This is a genomic window from Nocardia sp. NPDC005998 (assembly GCF_040614395.1).
Classification (GTDB): domain Bacteria; phylum Actinomycetota; class Actinomycetes; order Mycobacteriales; family Mycobacteriaceae; genus Nocardia.
The window spans coordinates 574275-592585 of record NZ_JBEXUI010000002.1 but is presented as its reverse complement, the minus strand read 5'-3'; the positions used below and the strand labels follow the sequence as shown (position 1 = coordinate 592585).

The following is an 18311-nucleotide window of genomic DNA, read 5'->3' as shown; positions in this document are numbered from 1 at the left end:
ACGGGCCGATGCCGCCTTCCTAACATCGATTGTAAGCACTTGCTTACATGACTCGGGCGCCCACCGTCTGCGTCGCGGAAGGGAGATCGCACATGCCAGTCGACAACGAGGTACGCCGCTTCCCCTTCGGCACCCCGGTCCGCCTCGAAATGGATCCGCTCTTCGCTCGGCTGCGCCGAGAGGAGCCGATCAGCCGCATCCGGCTGCCCTACGGCGGCGATGGCTGGTTGGTGACCCGCTACGAGGACGTGAAACTGGTACTCGCCGACCCGAGGTTCAGCCGCGCCGCGGCGGTCGACCGCGAGGACATTCCGCGCGCAACGCCCGAGCCCGCGCGCCGCAACTCACTACTCAGCATGGATCCGCCGGAGCACACCCGGCTGCGCAGACTCGTGGTCAAGGCCTTCACCGGCCGCCGGGTCCAGGCATTGCGTCCGCGCGCCCAGCAGATCGTCGACCAGCGGCTCGACGAAATCGAGCGCTCCGGCCCACCCGCCGATCTGGTGCAAATGCTCGCATTGCCGCTGCCGGTCACCGTGATCTGCGAAATGCTCGGTGTCCCAGCGCAAGACCAGCACCGCTTCCGTGACTTCTCCGATACGGTGATGTCCACCACGGCGCACACCCGTGAGCAGATCGGCACCGCACGGGCGGGCCTGGAGGCATACCTGGCCGAATTGGTGACACAGCGCCGGGAGCAGCCCACCGACGATCTGCTCGGCGCATTGGTCGCCGCGCGCGATGATGAGGACCGGCTGAACGAGGCGGAGCTGGTCAACCTGGGTATCAGCCTGCTCATCGCGGGCCACGAGACCACGGCCAACCAGATCGCCAACTTCACCTATGTGCTGCTCACCGAGCCCGGGCACTGGGAATTGCTGTGCGGCAGACCGGAACTCGTCCCGAGCGCGGTGGAGGAACTGCTGCGCCACGTCCCATTGGGTTCGGGCGGTTCATTTCCCAGAATCGCCACCCAGGACCTCGAACTGGGCGGCGTCACTATCCGGGCCGGGGAGTCGGTATTCGTCAATACCCAGGCCGCCAACCGGGATGCGGCCGTCTTCGACGATCCCGAGCAATTGGACCTCACCCGAGAACGCAACCCGCACATGGCCTTCGGGCACGGCGCGCACCACTGTCTCGGTGCCCAACTGGCCAGGGTCGAGCTGCAAGTTGCGCTCGACTCGCTGCTGCGGCGGTTCCCGACCCTGCGCCTGGCGGTACCGATCGAAGAGGTGCCATGGAAGTCCGGTCTACTGGTTCGCGGCCCGAAAGCCCTACCGGTGAGCTGGTAGGGGCCTCGGCGTCGAACTCGGCCCCGCTACTGGCAGTTCGGTTCGTCGAGCCGAGTCATTGATCAAAACCGCATCCGCAACCACCAATTGACTCGCTTCGAAGAACTGAACTGCCTCGGTTACTCCGACTCGCCGAGAGCAGCGGCGACGTCGCGGAGCGATTCCAAAAGGATGTCGCGGTAGGCGTCGAGGTCGGGGACTATCCCCGGATCGCAGGCCACGGATACGGTGAAGCTATCGCCAACGCCGACGAACGAATGCGCCAGACCGATGTCCGGGTACACCGGCGGCAGCATGCCCGCGAAGCGAAACGGCTTGCCCAGCAATGACCATTCGGCGGTCGGCTCGCACCTGATGCTGGTCAGGATCGTATGTGCGAGCGCGGGCGCGTTCGGATCCGCGGGCGGCAGCGTACCGAACCTGGCCCGGTAGACACGGCTCGGCAGCCGGTCGACCAGTGCGAGTCGGCCCAGTTCCCGGCGGCTCGATGGCGAGCGGCGGCGCTCGCGCAAGGTGGCCTCGACGGCTCGCGCGCGATCGGCGAGGTCGGGCTCACCCGCGGCCAGGGCGACCGCGTCGGCACCCACGCGATTGACACCCATGACCTCGGCGTCGGGCACCGCGATGGTCACCAATGCGGCGAGATCGTCGGGGCATGTGCCATCGCGCTTTTCGAGATAGCGCTGCACGGCACGCGAGATCGCGGTCAACCCCATGGCCGTCACGGTAATCCCCGGAACCCGCACGTCCTGCAGGTCCAAGGGGATGGTGCGCATGGCGCGTCCCGCACCGATTCGCCGGTTGAGCACGGTCGGGCTGACCGGTGGTGTACTCGGCCCGCCGTCATCGCCCTCGCGGGCGATCCGGCGCATTTCGCCCCGGAGGCGGAGGTTGAAACCCAGCACCTGCAGCGGCCAGCGCAGCGCCCCACCAACGGCGGTGAGCGCCAGGTGTGGACGCGTCGTAGCAGGACCGAGCCCATCGATCCGCAACGGTGCCGAGGCGAACAAGGCCTCCGACAACGAGGTCATGGCCGGACCCGCCATCAGGGCATGACTGATATGCATCAGCACCACGGTGCCCGCGCCGCTCAGCGCGGCGATACCGACCACATTCGGAAATACGTGCAGCTGCCAGGCGCTGACCCGTGCGTCCAGCGGTTGCGCCAGAACGCGTCCCATCTCGTCCAGGCACTGAGCCCAATCCAGTTGTGCCGCATCATGAGTGACGATGTGCGCAGCGATCGGACTGTCGTCTGCCACCCAGTACGGATGCCCGAGCCCGCCCGGCACCTCGCGGATGCTGCGGCGCAACGGTGCGAGCAATTCGGCCCGCTCGTCGAAGTGGGCGACGATTTCCGCGGCGGTCGGCGGCGCGCCGGTCTCGTTATCGAACGCCCACCACATCGGCCAGTCGGTGACCCGCCCCGAGCGGGCCAGATAGTAGTAGGCGGCGTCATTGGCCACCAGCTGTGATTCATGCATGAATGTTGCTCTCGTCGATCCGATTTGCTGCACTCTGCCACCACGTTGAGCGGAACTGAAATCGGCTGTCGGCGTTGGTGGTCCCCAGCCGTGTTCGACTGGGGACCGGCGTTCGTTCCTCAGCCGCGGGACATTTTCGGCAGCAGGGAACGCCAACCACCGCTGCCTCCCGGTGCGGGAGTGCTCACCGCGGACAGTGCGGCGTATTCGTCATCGGTGAGCGTGATGGTGGCGGCGGCGGTGTTCTCCTCCAGATGCGCCACACTCGAGGTGCCCGGAATGGGCAGGATGACCGGCGAGCGCCGCAACAGCCAGGCCAGCGCGAGCTGGGACGGGCTGGCGTCGGGGCGCGCGAGAGTGTCCAGTGGACCGCCGGGGCGCGCGAGATCGCCGGTGGCCATGGGGAACCACGGGATGAAGGCGATGTTGTTGGCCTCGGCGTATTCGAGTACGTCTTCCGCGCTCCGGTTGACGAGGTTGTACTGATTCTGTACCGAGACGATCTCGGCGATCTTGCGGGCCTGCTTCAGCCCTGCGACGGATACCTCGGAGACGCCGATATGCCGGATCTTGCCCTCTTGCTGCAGCAATGCCAGCTCGCCGATTTGGTCGGCGAGGGGCACCTTCGGGTCGATCCGGTGCAGCTGAAACAGATCGATGTGGTCGACGCCGAGATGGCGCAGGCTCAGTTCGAGCTGTTGGCGTAGATATTCGGGCCGTCCAACCGAACGCCAGTCGCCGGGACCTGGCCGGGTCAGCCCGGCTTTGGTGGCGATCACCAGATCGTCGGGATACGGATGCAGCGCCTGGCGGATGAGGGTTTCGCTGACGAACGGACCATAGGAATCAGCGGTGTCGATGAAGGTAATGCCGAGTTCGACGGCGCGGCGCAGCACGCGTACGGCCTCATCCGGATCCTTCGGCTCGCCCCAGACGCCTGGGCCGGTGATCTGCATGGCGCCGTAGCCCAGGCGCTGGACCGGTAGGTCACCGCCGAGGGCGAAGGTGCCCGAGGCGGCGGCGGGACGGGACTGTGCTTCGGCGGTCATGCTTTTCCTTTCGGACTGAGATGAATGATGCTGCGTCACACACTGCCTCATCGGGATTCGACGAGGTCCTCCGGTAGGCCGTCATCGCTCGGAACCGGGAAGAAGCCCGAGTCGATGAAGGATCTGACGTAGGCGTCGAGCGCGGCAGCATCGATGGTCGGGCAGTGGATGTGCTGTTTGGCGAGTTCGGTACGGGTATGGGTGTCGTCGATCGGGGCCGAAACCCCACCGTAGTTACCGCTGACCAATGCGGCGCGCACCAGGGAGTCATCGCCCGCCGCATCACGCGCCGCGGCTTGTTCGGCCAGCTTCGTCGCGATCTCCTCGATCGAGGCGATCGCGATCGGAATCCCATGTCTGCGAATGGCTTCGAAGATGTCGCGAACTACCACCGGCCGCGTGTTCACCAGGTGGTACGCCGTGCCGATCGCGGGTCGGTCGGCCAGCGTCACAATGGCCGACACCACGTAGTTCACCGGTACCAGCGACATCGCGGCGTCGCCGGTGTCGGGGGCGAGCCCGAGGATCGCGGCCGCCCGGATCATATTCCAGAACGAGTCGTCGACGCTGTTCACACCCAGCCGCGGATCGCCGGACACGATGCCGGGACGGTAGATGCTCACCGGCACACCGCGTGTGCCCGCCTGCCGAACCAATTGCTCGGCAACCCATTTGCTGGCCACATATCCGTTCTCGGACACCTCGCCGAGGCTCAGCTCCGCATTCTCCCGGCCGATGAAATCCGGTGCGGTGGCGGCCGGAATCACGGTATTGACGGTAGAGACGAAATGCACGGGCTTGATCCGGCCGGTGGTCGCCAGGCCGAGCACCTCGCGGGTACCCGAGACGTTCGCCGCGCGCAGTCGCGCATAGGGCTCGATATGGTTGACGCGAGCTCCGTTGTGGTAGATCGCATCGATCCGTTCGGCCAGCCGCGCGTAACCGGCCTGGTCGAGCCCGAGGCGGGGCGCGGCCAGATCGCCTGCGACAGCGACAATTCGGGACTGATAGGAGTCATCCCAGATCCGGTACTTCTGCAAGGCGTCGCGGATCCGCTTGTATGCCCGCTCGTCATCGTCGCCGCGCACCAGGCACCAGACGCGTACCGGCGTGCTGGCCAGCAACTCCCGCAACAGATGTGCGCCGACGAATCCGGTCGCACCGGTGAGCAGCACGTCCCGAGGGGCCGCCGTGAGCATGGGTGCGACACCCTCGGCACTGATCTCCGGTCCGAGCACGATATCGGTGTCGATCGTCGCGCCGTCATCGGGTGTGAGCACCGCCGGGGGTTCGTCCGGATTGTCGATGCGGGCGGCCAGGCCGCGCACCGTCGGCGTGGTGAACAGCGCCGCCATGGGCACATCGATGCCGAGCCGGGCGGCCAGCGCGCGCTGCAGTGTGAAGGCCAGCAGCGAGGTGCCGCCGAGTTCGAAGAAATCGTCCTCGGCACCGATCCGGGCCACACCGAGCACCTCGGCGTATGCCGCGGCGACGGCCCGCTCGGTGCTGGTCTCCGGTGCGAGGTACTCGCGGGCTCGGAAGACCGGCCGCGGCAGCGCGGCACGATCGAGCTTCCCGCTGGCGTTCATCGGGAAGGATTCCAGGCCCATGATCACCGAGGGCACCATATAGGACGGCAGCACCTGTGCCAGCGCCTCGCGCAGGGCATCGGCCGCGAGTTCGGTCGCCGGTACCACGTAGGCGACCAGCTGATCCCCGATATCCGATGCCGCGACCACGACCACGGCCTGGGCGACGGACGGCTCGGCCAGCAACGCGGCCTCGATCTCCCCCAGCTCGATCCGGTGTCCGCGAATCTTCGCCTGGAAGTCGGTGCGGCCCAGGTACTCCAGTACGCCGTCGGCGCGGCGGCGCACCAGATCACCGGTCCGGTACATCCGGGCACCCGGCGGCCCGTACGGATCGGCGACGAACCGGTCCGCGGTCAAATCCGCGCGCCGCAGGTAGCCGCGCGCCAATTGGGTTCCCGCCAAATACAATTCGCCGACCACACCGGCTGGCGTCAGATGCAACCGGGAATCCAGGACGTAGGTGCGGGTATTCCACAGCGCCACGCCGATCGGCACCGTCGTCCGGTCGCTGGTGGACGCGGGCCGATATGTCACCGAGACCGCCGCCTCGGTGGGGCCGTACAGGTTGTGCAGCCCGGCATCCGACAGCGCGGCGAAATCGGCGACGGTGCCCGGTGGCAGTGCCTCACCGATGACGAATACCTCGCGCAGCGACGCCAACTGCTCGGTCCGGGCCGCGGCCAGAAATACCTGCAGCACGGACGGAACGAAATCGGTGACCGTCACCCGATGGGTGCTGATCAGGTCGGCGATATACCCCGGATCGCGCTGGCCGTCCGGCGCGGCGAGCACCAGCCGCGCGCCCACCCACAGCGGTACGAAGAAACCCCACAGCGATACATCGAACGTGGTCGCGGTCTTCTGCAGGTAGACGTCGTCGGGCCGGAACGCGTACTCCGCCACCATCCATTCGATCTGGTTGGTGATCGCGCGGTGGGACACCAGCACGCCCTTGGGTCTACCGGTCGACCCCGAGGTGAACAGCACATACGCCGGGTGGTCCGGGTGCAGCGGCGCGCGCAGTTCACCGGCGGTGACCGGATCGGCCGAATATGCCGACAGCTCGAGGGCATCGATATCGATGACCGGCGGCCCGGAAACCGGCACCGGATGGTCGGTCATCGTCAGCACGCACACGGGCTCGGCCGTGCGCAGCACATATGCGATCCGGTCGGCCGGATGGTCACGGTCCAGCGGCAGATACGCGCCGCCCGCGCTCAGCACCGCGTACATCGCGACCACCAATTCCGGCGAACGCGGCATCGCAAGCGCCACTACGGATTCGGGACCGATGCCCTGCCCGATCAGATACCGGGCCAGGCGGTTGACGCGCTCATCGAATTCCCGATAGGTCCACTCCGTCGCGTCGTGCACGATGGCAACGGCCTCCGGCGCCGCGGTGACGGCGTGGCGGTAGCCGCTCAGCAGGACATCGCCCGATACCGGATGCTTGGTCTCGACCGCATCCGACAGCAACTGTGCGCGTTCGGCCGTATCGATCACTTCGATATCACCGAGGACGGCACGCCGATCACGCGCGATCACCGACAGCAGACGGGTGAACCGGTCCACGAAACCCTGCACGGTGGGCTGGTCGAACATATCGGTGGCGTAGGTGACCACGCCGCCGATCCCGGTCGGTGTGCCCGCGGCGTCGTAGGTGTCGCCGATCATCCAGTGCAGATCGAACTGCGATACCTCGCTGCCGATATCCAAGGTCGTGATCGCGAGTCCCGGCAACTCCAGTGCCACCAATTCCATATTCTGGAACGACAGCGCCACCTGATACAGCGGGTGCCTGGTGCTCGACCGCACCGGATTCAGCACATTGACCAGCCGTTCGAACGGCACATCCGCGTTCGAGAAGGCCTGCAGATCGGTTTCGCGCTGACGCGCGAGCAGTTCGGTGAAGGTCGCGCCCGCGTCGTATCGGGTGCGGAACACCACGGTGTTGATGAACATGCCGATCAGGTCGTCGAGCACCGCATCGCCACGCCCGGCGATCGGCGAGCCGATGGCGATATCGTCGGTCGCCGACAATCGCGCCAGCAGCACCGCGAGTGCCGTGTGCACGACCATGAACAATGTCGCACCCTCGGCCCGTGCCAATTCGGCCAGCGCACTATGAGTTTCGGCGTCGATGCGGACCGACACCTGGCCACCGGCGACGGACCGGATCAGCGGACGCGGCCGATCCGATGGCAGGTCGAGCTGATCGGGCAGACCAGCCAACTCCTGTCGCCAGTGGGCGATCTGCTGGGCCGCCACCGAATCCGGATCATCCTCGGTGCCGAGCACCTCGCGCTGCCAGATGCTGAAGTCGGCGTACTGCACCGCCAGCGGCGCCCACGCCGGTGCCACCGCGGCGGAACGTGCCACATACGCGGTCATCAGATCCCGGACCAGCGGGCCGAGTGACGAGCCGTCGGCGGCGATGTGATGCACCACCATCGCCAGCACGTACTCGCGCCCCGGCAAGGAATCCGGCGCGTCGGAGGAATCCGGGTGCGCCGTGTCGCCGAGATCGAACAGGGCGAGCCGGATGGGTACCTCGGTGGTGAGGTCGAAGACCGTCCTCGCCAGATCCGCAACCGCGTCCGCCACCTCGGCGGGGTCGACGGCGTCGATCCGCACCCGCGGTATCGCCTGCGTTGCGGGCAGGATCACCTGCACCGGAACCGGGTTGGCGTCCTCCGGGCCCGCCTCGGTGTACGGGTACACCGTGCGCAGGATCTCGTGGCGGGTGACCAGATCCCCGACCGCCTCCTGCAGTGCCGCGATATCGAGGGCGCCGGTCAAACGCACCGCCATCGGCACGTTGTAGGCCACCGAGGCGGTATCGAGGCGGTTGAGGAACCACATGCCCTGCTGGGCCAGCGACAACGGGATCCGCTCCGGCCGTGGACCGGCGGTCGGCGCGGGACGGCCGCCCCCGGCCGAATTCTCGTGCAGTCGGGCCGCGAGGGCGGCCACTGTCGATGCCTCGAACAGCAGCCGCACCGGGACTCGGGTATCGATCGCGGCGCCCAACCGCGCCACCAGCCGGGTGGCGGTCAGCGAGCTGCCGCCCAGTTCGAAGAAGTCGTCATCGGCGCCGACCGGTGTTGCGGGACGGAGCAATTCGGTGAAGATGCCCGCGACCAATTCCTCCAGCGGTCCGGATGGCGCGCGATATTCCCGCGCCCGCAGCACCGGCGCGGGCAAGGCGGCGCGGTCGAGTTTGCCGACCGGGGTCAGCGGGATCTCTTCGAGCACCATGACGGTGGTGGGCACCATATGTGCGGGCAGACTTGTCGCGGCGAACGCGGTGAGTTCGTCGGCATCGGCCACCGCACCGCTGGCGGCGTGCACGTAGGAGACGAGAATGGTTGCACCGCTGGCGATCTCGTGACCGATGGTGACCGCGAAATCGACGGTGTCGTGAGCCGCCAGCACGGCATCGATCTCGCCGAGTTCGATCCGGAAACCGCGGACCTTGACCTGGAAATCATTGCGGCCCAGATACTCCAGCGCACCGTCGACCGTCCGCCGAACCAGATCGCCGGTCCGGTACAGCCTGGCTCCGCCGAGATCGAACGGATTCGCCACGAACCGGGCCGCGGTCAGCGCGGGACGCTCGTGATATCCGCGGGCCAGCTGCGCCCCGGTGATGTAGAGCTCGCCGACGGCGCGGTCCGGCACCGGAGACAAACGCTCATCCAGCACGTACTCGGTAATCGCGCGGATCGGCCCGCCGATGGTGACGGTCTGCCCCGGTACCAGCGGCGCGCTGATATTGGTCATGATCGTGGTCTCGGTCGGCCCGTACCCGTTGTAGAACTCGCGAGTGCGCCGCCCGGCGATCGGAATGGTCCAGCGCCGCACCAACTCCGGCGGACACGCCTCGCCACCGGCGATCACCACGCGAAGTTTGTCCAGGCCGGTCGGGTCGACCGACGCCAGCGCCGCGGGGGTGATGAACGCGTGCGTCACCCGCTCCCGGCGCAGCAGCGCGGCCAATTCCGCACCGCCGTAGACGCTCGGCGATACCACCACCATGGTTGCGGCCCCGCCGATCGCCAGCAGCAGCTCCAACACCGAGGCGTCGAACGATGGCGAGGCGAAATGCAGTGTGCGCGAACTGGGCGTCACCCGGTAGCGCTCGCGCTGTTCGTCGCAGAAGCTCGACAGCCCGGCCTGTGTGACGACCACGCCCTTGGGCTTGCCGGTCGATCCGGAGGTGTAGATGACATAGGCCGGATGTTCGGCGCGCAACGGGCGCGCTCGATCCGCATCGGTGATCGGTTCGGCGCCGTAGTCGTCGAGGCGCGCATCGATATCGTCGGCATCGATGGCGAGCCAGGCCACCTCGTCGGGCAGCTCGGCGCCGACCGCCGCGACCGTAAGTCCGAGCACCGCACGCGAATCCGTGACCATATGCCGGACCCGCTCGGCGGGATAGTTGGGGTCGACCGGCACGAATCCGGCTCCGGTCTTGGCGACCGCCCAGACCGCGAGCACCGACTCCGGTGACCGCGGAATACCGACCGCGACCAGATCCTCCGGGCCGATACCGCGCGCGATCAGCAGCCGGGCCAGCCGGGTCGAGCGCTCGTCGAGGTCGACATAGTCCACTTCGGCCAGCCGCTCGACGGCATCGGCGAAGACGACCGCGACACCGTCCGGATTGCGCTCCACGGCCTCGGTCAACAGCTGCGGCAGCAATGTGACAGGTGCCTGCTCGGCCGTGTCCGTCCCGACGGATCGGACCGGCGCGGTCAATGCCCGTTCGCGTTCGCCGTCGTCGAGGAGGTCGATATCACCGATGATCGCGCGCGGATCGGCGGCGACCGCGGCGAGCATCCGCTCGAACCGCCGAACCAGCCCCTGAATCGTCGCCTCATCGAAAAGGTCTGTCGCATAGGTGAATACGACAGCCAGCTCGTCCGGCGCCCCATCGGCGCGGCGGCGCGGCTCGACGATCACCTGCAGGTCGAATTTCGCGACGACCTCGCCGATCTCCAGTGCGGAGACCGTCAGTCCGGCCAGTTCGAGCGCTGGCTGCTCGGTGTTCTGGAACGACAGCATCACCTGGAACGGCGGATTGTGCGCGCCGCCGCGCGCGGGTGCCACCACCTCGACCACCCGCTCGAAGGGGATATCGGCGTTGGCGAAGGCGGACAGATCGGTCTCGCGGACCTGTTCGACCAGGGACGCGAAGGTGGCGGCACGGTCGATATCGGTGCGCAGCGTCAGGGTATTGACGAACATGCCGACCAGATCGTCCAGGGCGGCCGCACCACGACCGGCGATCGGCGTGCCGATCGCGATATCGGCGCCGCCGGAGAGCCGGGCCAGCAGCGTGGCCAATGCGGCGTGGACGACCATGAACAGTGATGAATTGCGCTCGCGCGCAATGCGATCCAGCCCCGCGTGAATGTCTGCGGACACGACCGTACTGCTCGACGCGCCGCGCATCGACGGCCGCGCCGGACGCGGGTGATCCGGCGGCAGCTGCGCCGCCTCCGAGACACCGGCCAGCTGCCCGCGCCAGTACGCCAATTGCTGTGCGGCGATGGAGTTCTCATCGTCGTCGGTGCCGACAACCGTGCGCTGCCAGAGCGCGAAGTCGGCGTACTGCACCGCCAGCGGCGCCCAGCCGGGCGCGATGCCCGCGGCGCGCGCCAGATAGGCGGTCGTCAGATCCCGCGCCAGCGGCGCCAGCGATACGCCATCCGCCGAAATGTGGTGCACGACCAAGACCAGCAGATGTTCGTCTGCGCTCGGGTCGGAGAACAGCCGGATCCGCACGGGCGGATGTTCGGTGACGTCGAATCCCGCGCACAACAGCTCGGCTACCCGCTGGTGATCGTCGGCGGTGGCCGCCTCGACCGGCAGCCCATCGGGCAGCGTTTCGGTCACCGACAGGATCTCCTGGCGCGGCAGCCCGTCCGGAGCGTGTACGGGGAACCTCGTACGCAGCGCTTCGTGGCGCTCCAGCACATCCGCGACGGCCTGCCCGAGTGCGGGCACGTCGAGGTCACCGGTCAGCCGGATCGCGAATGGCAGGTTGTAGGAAGGGGATTCGGTGTCGACCTGGTTGAGCACCCACATGCGGTACTGCGCCAGCGACAGCGGCAGCACCTCCGGTCGGGTGGTCCGAGTCAGCGGCGGACGATCCGCACCGGCACCGGAGCCCGGCGCGATGACCGCGGCCAGTGCGGCGACCACCGGTGCGTCGAACAGCACCCGCACCGGCACCCGCGCATCCAGCGCCGCACTCAGCCGGGCCACCACCTGGGTGGCGATCAGTGAGTTGCCGCCGAGGGCGAAGAAGTCGTCATCGGCACCCACCCGCTCCAAGTCGAGTACCTCGGCGAACACCCCGGCCACGACCTCCTCGATCGGGGTGGACGGGGCGCGGAAGTCCCGGCTGGCAAAGCTCGGCCGCGGCAATGCCTTGCGGTCCAGCTTGCCGCTGGTATTGAGCGGGAACTCGGCCAACTCCACGACCGTGGCCGGAACCATATACGCGGGCAGCGTTTCCGCCAGCGCCGAGCGCAACCGCGCGGCATCGATCGAGGCGCCGGGCGCAGGCACCGCATAGGCCACCAGCTGATCACCGGGCTCCGACGGCAGCACCAGCACCGCGGACTGACTAACCGAAGGCTGGGCGAGCAACGCCGATTCGATATCGCCGAGTTCGATGCGCAGGCCCCGGAATTTGACCTGGAAGTCGCTGCGGCCCCGGTACTCGAGCACACCGCCATGCTGACCGTCGAGCGCACGCCACACCACCAGGTCACCGGTCCGGTACATCCGCTCGCCGGAACCGAACGGGTTGGCCACGAACCGCTCCGCGGTCAGGTCGGGACGCGCGACGTAGCCGCGGGCCAGCTGGTCACCGGCCAGATAGAGTTCGCCGGTGACACCGGCTGGCACCGGCCGCAATCGCGAATCCAGCACGTAGACACGGGTGTTCCACGCCGGTGCGCCGATCGGCACACCCGTGCGCTCGGTACCAGTGGCAGGCCAGCTGGTAACCGAGACAGCGGCCTCGGTCGGTCCGTATAGATTGTGCACCGCGGCATCGGAGACCGCCCGCAGCGCGAGCACGGTCTCCGGCGGCAGCGCTTCACCGGCGACGAACAGCGTCCGCAGCGTTGGGATGGCGCCCGCACGCGTGTGCGCCGCGAACACCGAAAGCATCGATGGGACGAAGTCGGTGACGGTAACTCGCTGTGCCGCAATGGTTTCCGCGAGGTAGACCGGGTCCCGGTGGCCGTCGTGGGTGGCTATCACGAGTTTGGCACCCACCCGCAGCGGGAGGTAATAGCCCCACAGCGAGACATCGAAGGTGGCGGCGGTCTTCTGGAAGTAGACGTCGTCGCTGCCCAATCGGTACTCACTGCGCATCCAGGTGATCTGGTTGTGGATCGCGCCGTGCGATACCGCGACCCCCTTCGGGCGCCCGGTGGAGCCCGAGGTGAAGATCACGTACGCCGCGTTGTCCGGATGGACCGGCCGCAGCAGTTCCTCGGCACGCACAGGGGCACCGTCGAATCCGTCCAGCTCCTCGGTGTCGAGGTTCAGCACCGCGAGCCCGTCCGGCACCGGAACGGCATCCGCGGTCGTGGTGACCACGCACGCCAGCTCGGCGCTGCTCAGGATGTGCCCGATGCGCTCGGCCGGATGATCCGGATCCAGCGGTACGTACGCGGCACCGACAGTGCCGATCGCATAGATGCCGATAACCGATTCCAGCGAACGCCGGACCGCGAGGCCGACCAGCGACTCGGCACCGACACCGCGCGAAATCAGCAGGCGCGCAAGTCTATTGACGCGCTCATCGAGGTCCCGGTACGTCAGCTCGCGGCCTTCGTAGACCACGGCGACCCGATCCGGATGCGCCCGCACCGCACGGCGGTAGCCGTCCAGGAGCGGCTCCGGTTCGACCGGATGCCGGGTATCGTTCCAGTCCAGCAGGATTCGATCCCGTTCGGCGCCGGTCAGCATGATGTCGATATCGCCGATCCGAGCAGCGGAATCGCCCAGCAGCGCCTCGAGCACCCGGATCAGTCGTGCGGCAAGGGATTCCACCTCATCAGCGGTGAACCGATCGCCCAAATACTTCCACGTCAATTCGAGCGTCGAGGCCGCGGTCACCAGCAGTGTCAACGGGTAATGCGTATCGTCCTGCAAACCGACACCGGTCACCGACACACCGTCGACGGAATCGGCGGCGGCGATCGCGTCCCGGTCGATCGGGTACGACTCGAATACCAAGAGGGTGTCGAATTGCGCTCCGGCCCCGGCGATCCGCTGGATGTCGGTGAGACCCACATGGTGGTGATCGAGCAGACCGGCCTGCTCGCGCTGCACGGACCGCAGGAACTCGCCGACCGCCAGCCCGCCATCGACCCGTACGCGCACCGGCAGCGTGTTGATGAACAAGCCGACCATCGACTCCACGCCGGACAGTTCGGCCGGACGGCCGGAGACCGTGGTGCCGAACACCACATCGTCGCGGCCGGTGAGCCGCCCGAGCAGAATGCCCAACGCCGCCTGCATCAGGGTGTTCACGGTGACGCCGAGTTCGGCGGCCTGCTCGGTGATCCAGCGGGTGCGCTCGGCGTCGATCTCGGTGATCACCTTGCCGATCTCGTGGCATTCGGCCGCGCGTGGGGGTGGCGCCAGCCGAGTCGGCTCGTCCACGCCGGACAGCGCCTGCGCCCACGCCTGCAGCGACGCCTCCCGATCCCGACCGGCCAGCCAGCTCAGGAAGGTGCGGTAGGAGGGCACCCGCGGCAGCGCGGACTGGTCCCCCCGAGTCGCATAGAGCACCAGCACATCTCGCATCAGCAGCGGCATCGACCAGCCGTCGAGCAGGATGTGGTGGGTGGTGATCACCAGATGCCACTGATCGGTGCGGTACAGGGTGAACCGCAGCAGTGGTGCCACCGACATGTCGAAGCGGGTTTCACGCTCCTGCACGACCAGCCGCCGCAGCTCCGGCAGCCGCTCGGACTCGGGCAGGTGCGTCAGATCCACCGCACGCCATGGCACCTCGACCCGGTCCAGCACCACCTGCACGGGGTGACCGTCGGCGCCGGCGACGAATGCGGTCCGCAGGTTCGGATAGCGGTCCAAGATGCCCTGCGCCGCGGCCCGCAGCCGCTCGACGTCCACGGTGCCGCCCAGGTCCACGGTCGCCTGAGTGGTGTAGACATCGACAGTCGACTCGGCCAGTAGCGCGTGGAAGAGCAGGCCCGACTGCAGCGGCGACAGCGGCCACACATCCGTCAGTGCCGGATAATCTCGTTCCCACCCTTCGATATCCGACTGGCCGACGCTCACCAGCGCCAGATCCGACGGTGTCAGGCCACCGGCCTCCGGGCGCCGCACATGCTCGGCCAGTGCGTGCAGCGCGGCGACCCACAAATCGGCGAGTTCCTGTGTCCGCTCCCGCGACAACAGCCCGCTCGGGAAGGCGAACGACGCACTGAGCTGCGGACCGTCCGGCCCGTCGGTGACGATCGCATTGATATCGATCACACCGTTCGCTGGCATGTCCGGATCCATCTCGGCATCCAGCTGCCCCAGATCTGCGACCGGCACCCAGCCCAGATCACTGAGCTGGGCCGGGATCTCCCCCGTCGACATCCGACCCAAATAGTTGAAGCTGATCTGACCGGCGTCGCCCAACTCCGCCGTGGTCTGTGGGTTCAGGTAGCGCAGCAGACCGTAGCCGATTCCCTTGTCGGGGATCGCCAGCAGCTGCTCCTTCACCGATTTCACGATGTCGCCCATGGCTTTTCCGCCCGTGAACGCCGCCGCGACATCCGCGCCCGCGAGATCCAGCCGCACCGGATAGGCGCTGGTGAACCAGCCGAGCGTGCGGGACAGATCCGCGCCCGCGACGACACCCTCTTCGCGACCGTGGCCTTCCAACTTGACCAGTACGGCGCCACTGGAGGTTTCGCCACGCCATTTGCGCACTGCCAGCGCCAGCGCGGACAGCAGGCCGTCGTTGACACCACCGCGATACCGGCTCGGAATCGCGGTCAGCACCGCATCGGTCACCCCTGCGGGCAAGGTCACCTGGACGCGGTCGACAGTGGCGAAGGTGTCCACCGCCGGATCGAAGGCGCGCGCACCGAGCAGCGGCTCCGCGGTAGCCGAAACCTGTTGCCAGAATGGCAGTTCCGCGACGCGCGTCGGATCCTGCGCCGCGTCGAGCAGGGCGTGCGCCCACCGCCGCATCGAGGTTCCGTTGGCGGGCAACGCCACCGGCTGCCCGGCCGCCAGCTGCGACCACGCCACTGCCAGATCCGGAATCAGAATCCGCCAGGACACACCGTCGACCACGAAATGGTGCGCGATGACCAGCAATACATCCCGACGGCCCCCGGACTCCGGGAAGGCGAACCAGACGAACCGCACCATCACCGCATTAGCGGGATCGAGCCGACCCAGCGCCGCGTCGTATTCGATATTCGCCCGCCGCGACAGCTCCGCATCGGAGATATCGGCGGGCATCTCGATCCGGTCCACCAGCGCATCGACGTCCAGGGCGCCACGCTCGAGCGCCTCGAAGACCCATGAGGCGCCGGCCGCAGCCGAGGCGTTACCGCGCAACCGTGCGCGCAGCACGTCATGGTGATCGAACACCGCCCCGATGGTCGCGACCAAGGTTTCGCGATCGATGCCGTCGGGCAGCGCGAGCGCCATCGACTGCGAGAACCGTTGGTGCGATGCGCCATTCGACAGCGTCGCCGCCAGCAACGGGGTCAACGGGATCTCGCCGACCCCGCCGCCCGGCAGTTCGGCCAACCGCTGCTGCTGCGAATCACCCTCGAACGTGGCGATCTCGGCCAATGCCTCGACGGTGCGATGATCGAAGACATCCCGTGCGGTGAATACGACACCGCGCGCTTTGGCCCGCGACACCAGTTGAATCGACAGGATCGAATCGCCGCCCAGGGCGAAGAACGAGTCGTCCAGACCGACCCGCTCGACACCGAGCACCGCCGCGAATATCTCGGCGATGATCGTTTCGATTTCGCGCACGGGAGCACGGAATTCGCTCGCGGCGAAGACGGGCTCCGGCAGCGCCTTTCGGTCCAGCTTGCCGATCGGGGTGAGTGGCAGGTGGTCGAGCACCACGATCGCCGCCGGAACCATGTACTCCGGCAACCGCTCCCCGACGAAGGTCGCGAGTTCGCCGGTGTCCACACTGCTCCCAGCGTGCGGCAGCACGTACGCCACCAGGACCTTCGCACCGGAGGGCAGCGTCTTGCCGAGGGTCACGGCATAGTCGATATCGGGATGGGCGCTCAGCGCATTGTCGATCTCACCCAGCTCGATACGGAAACCACGGATCTTGACCTGGAAGTCCGTCCGGCCCAAGTACTCGAGGGTGCCGTCGGTTCCGTTGCGTCGCACCAGGTCGCCGGTGCGATACAAACGTCCCCCGGGATTGCCGGTGTCCAATTCGAGCGGGCTGGCCACGAACCGTTCCGCGGTCAGTCCCGGCCGCCCGAGATATCCCTGGGCCAGCGCCGCTCCCGACAGGTACAACTCGCCGGTTACGCCCGCGGGCACCGGCCGCAACCGGGCGTCCAGCACGAATGCACCCACTCCTGCGAGCGCGGTACCGATCGTGATCGGCTCGTCCGGCAGCAGCTCCCCCAGGGTCGCCCATACCGTCACTTCCGTCGGGCCGTATACGTTGACGAACCGCCGCCCGTCGCGCGCCCAACGGCCCACCAGTTCCGGGCCGCACGCCTCGCCGCCGACCGCCACCATCTCGAGATGGTCGAGCCCGGCCGGATCCACCGACTCCAGCGCACCCGGCGTGATGATCACGTGGGTGACCCGCTCACGCCGCAGCAGCTCCGTCAGCTCGGGGCCACCCGATGCGTGCGGCGGCGCCACCACCAGCGTCGCTCCCGACGAGAAGGCCAGCAGCAGTTCGAGCACCGATGGGTCGAAATTCGGCGAGCACACGTGCAGGAGCCGCGAACCCTCGCACACCCCGGAGACTTCCCGCGCCGCGGCCAACAGCCCACCGAGACCGGCATGGGTGACCATCACGCCCTTCGGCTTTCCGGTCGATCCCGAGGTGTAGATGACATATGCGGGGTGCCGGTGATCGACCGGACGCACCCGGTCGGCATAGGAGATCGGGTGGCCCGGCCGCTCACCAATTCGCCCGGCCAGCATCGGATCGTCGAGTTCGAGCCAGTCCACACTCGCGCCGAGTACCGGCCGGTGTGCCGTCGTGGTCAACCCGAGCACCGCACCCGAATCCGCGAGGATGTGCGCGATCCGCTCGGACGGATATCCGGGATCCACCGGCACATACGCCGCGCCGGTCTTCGCGATCGCCCATACGGCCAGCACCGATTCGACGCTGCGGGTGATCCCGATCGCCACCACGTCGCCCGCACCGACCCCGCGTGCGATCAGCTCGCGCGCCAACCGCGAGGACAGTTCGTCGAGTTCCCGGTACGTCAGCTGCCGATGATCGGCTGGATCGCCCGACGGATCGAACCGGATGGCGACGGCATCGGCCGCGGATTCCACAGCGGCTGCGAGTAGGTTCCCGAAGAGCAGACCTACCCGGCGACGACTACCACGTGCGGAACGACGATCCCTAGCCACTCGGTACTACACCTTTCAACTATGCCGAAACCTGCCCACGGTGATACAACACCGGATAAGTGGAAACGCGATTCACGAACCGACGATTGATCGCGACGGGCCGAGCCCGTCATCATACGATCGAATATCTCCAACGAGGGGAGCGCACCCGAACGAATCGCGATTGCCGTCCCGTTGCGGGACGACACCACCCATAAGTCATGCAATCTAGCTATCGTGACACTGGGGCGCAAACCCTCTGTCGCA

The 18311-nt window shown here is 67.5% G+C and carries 4 protein-coding genes; 1 reads left to right on the top strand and 3 read right to left on the bottom strand.

Going from position 1 to position 18311, the window contains the following annotated elements; genetic code table 11:
• Positions 1-92 precede the first annotated feature (92 nt).
• A complete protein-coding gene (locus tag ABZ293_RS06295; RefSeq protein ID WP_355177783.1) occupies positions 93-1295 on the top strand; it encodes a cytochrome P450 in 1203 nt (400 codons plus the stop codon).
• Positions 1296-1414: 119 nt separating this feature from the next.
• Here ABZ293_RS06295 and ABZ293_RS06290 read toward each other — a convergent pair whose 3' ends face one another.
• From ABZ293_RS06290 to ABZ293_RS06280, 3 genes are all read right to left on the bottom strand, one after another.
• Entirely contained in the window at positions 1415-2779 is a 1365-nt protein-coding gene (locus ABZ293_RS06290) for a wax ester/triacylglycerol synthase domain-containing protein (RefSeq protein WP_355177781.1), read from the bottom strand.
• Positions 2780-2898: 119 nt separating this feature from the next.
• Entirely contained in the window at positions 2899-3828 is a 930-nt protein-coding gene (locus ABZ293_RS06285) for an aldo/keto reductase (RefSeq protein WP_355177779.1), read from the bottom strand.
• A gap of 47 nt (positions 3829-3875) precedes the next feature.
• Entirely contained in the window at positions 3876-18065 is a 14190-nt protein-coding gene (locus ABZ293_RS06280; RefSeq protein WP_355177777.1) for an amino acid adenylation domain-containing protein, read from the bottom strand.
• Positions 18066-18311: the final 246 nt, after the last annotated feature.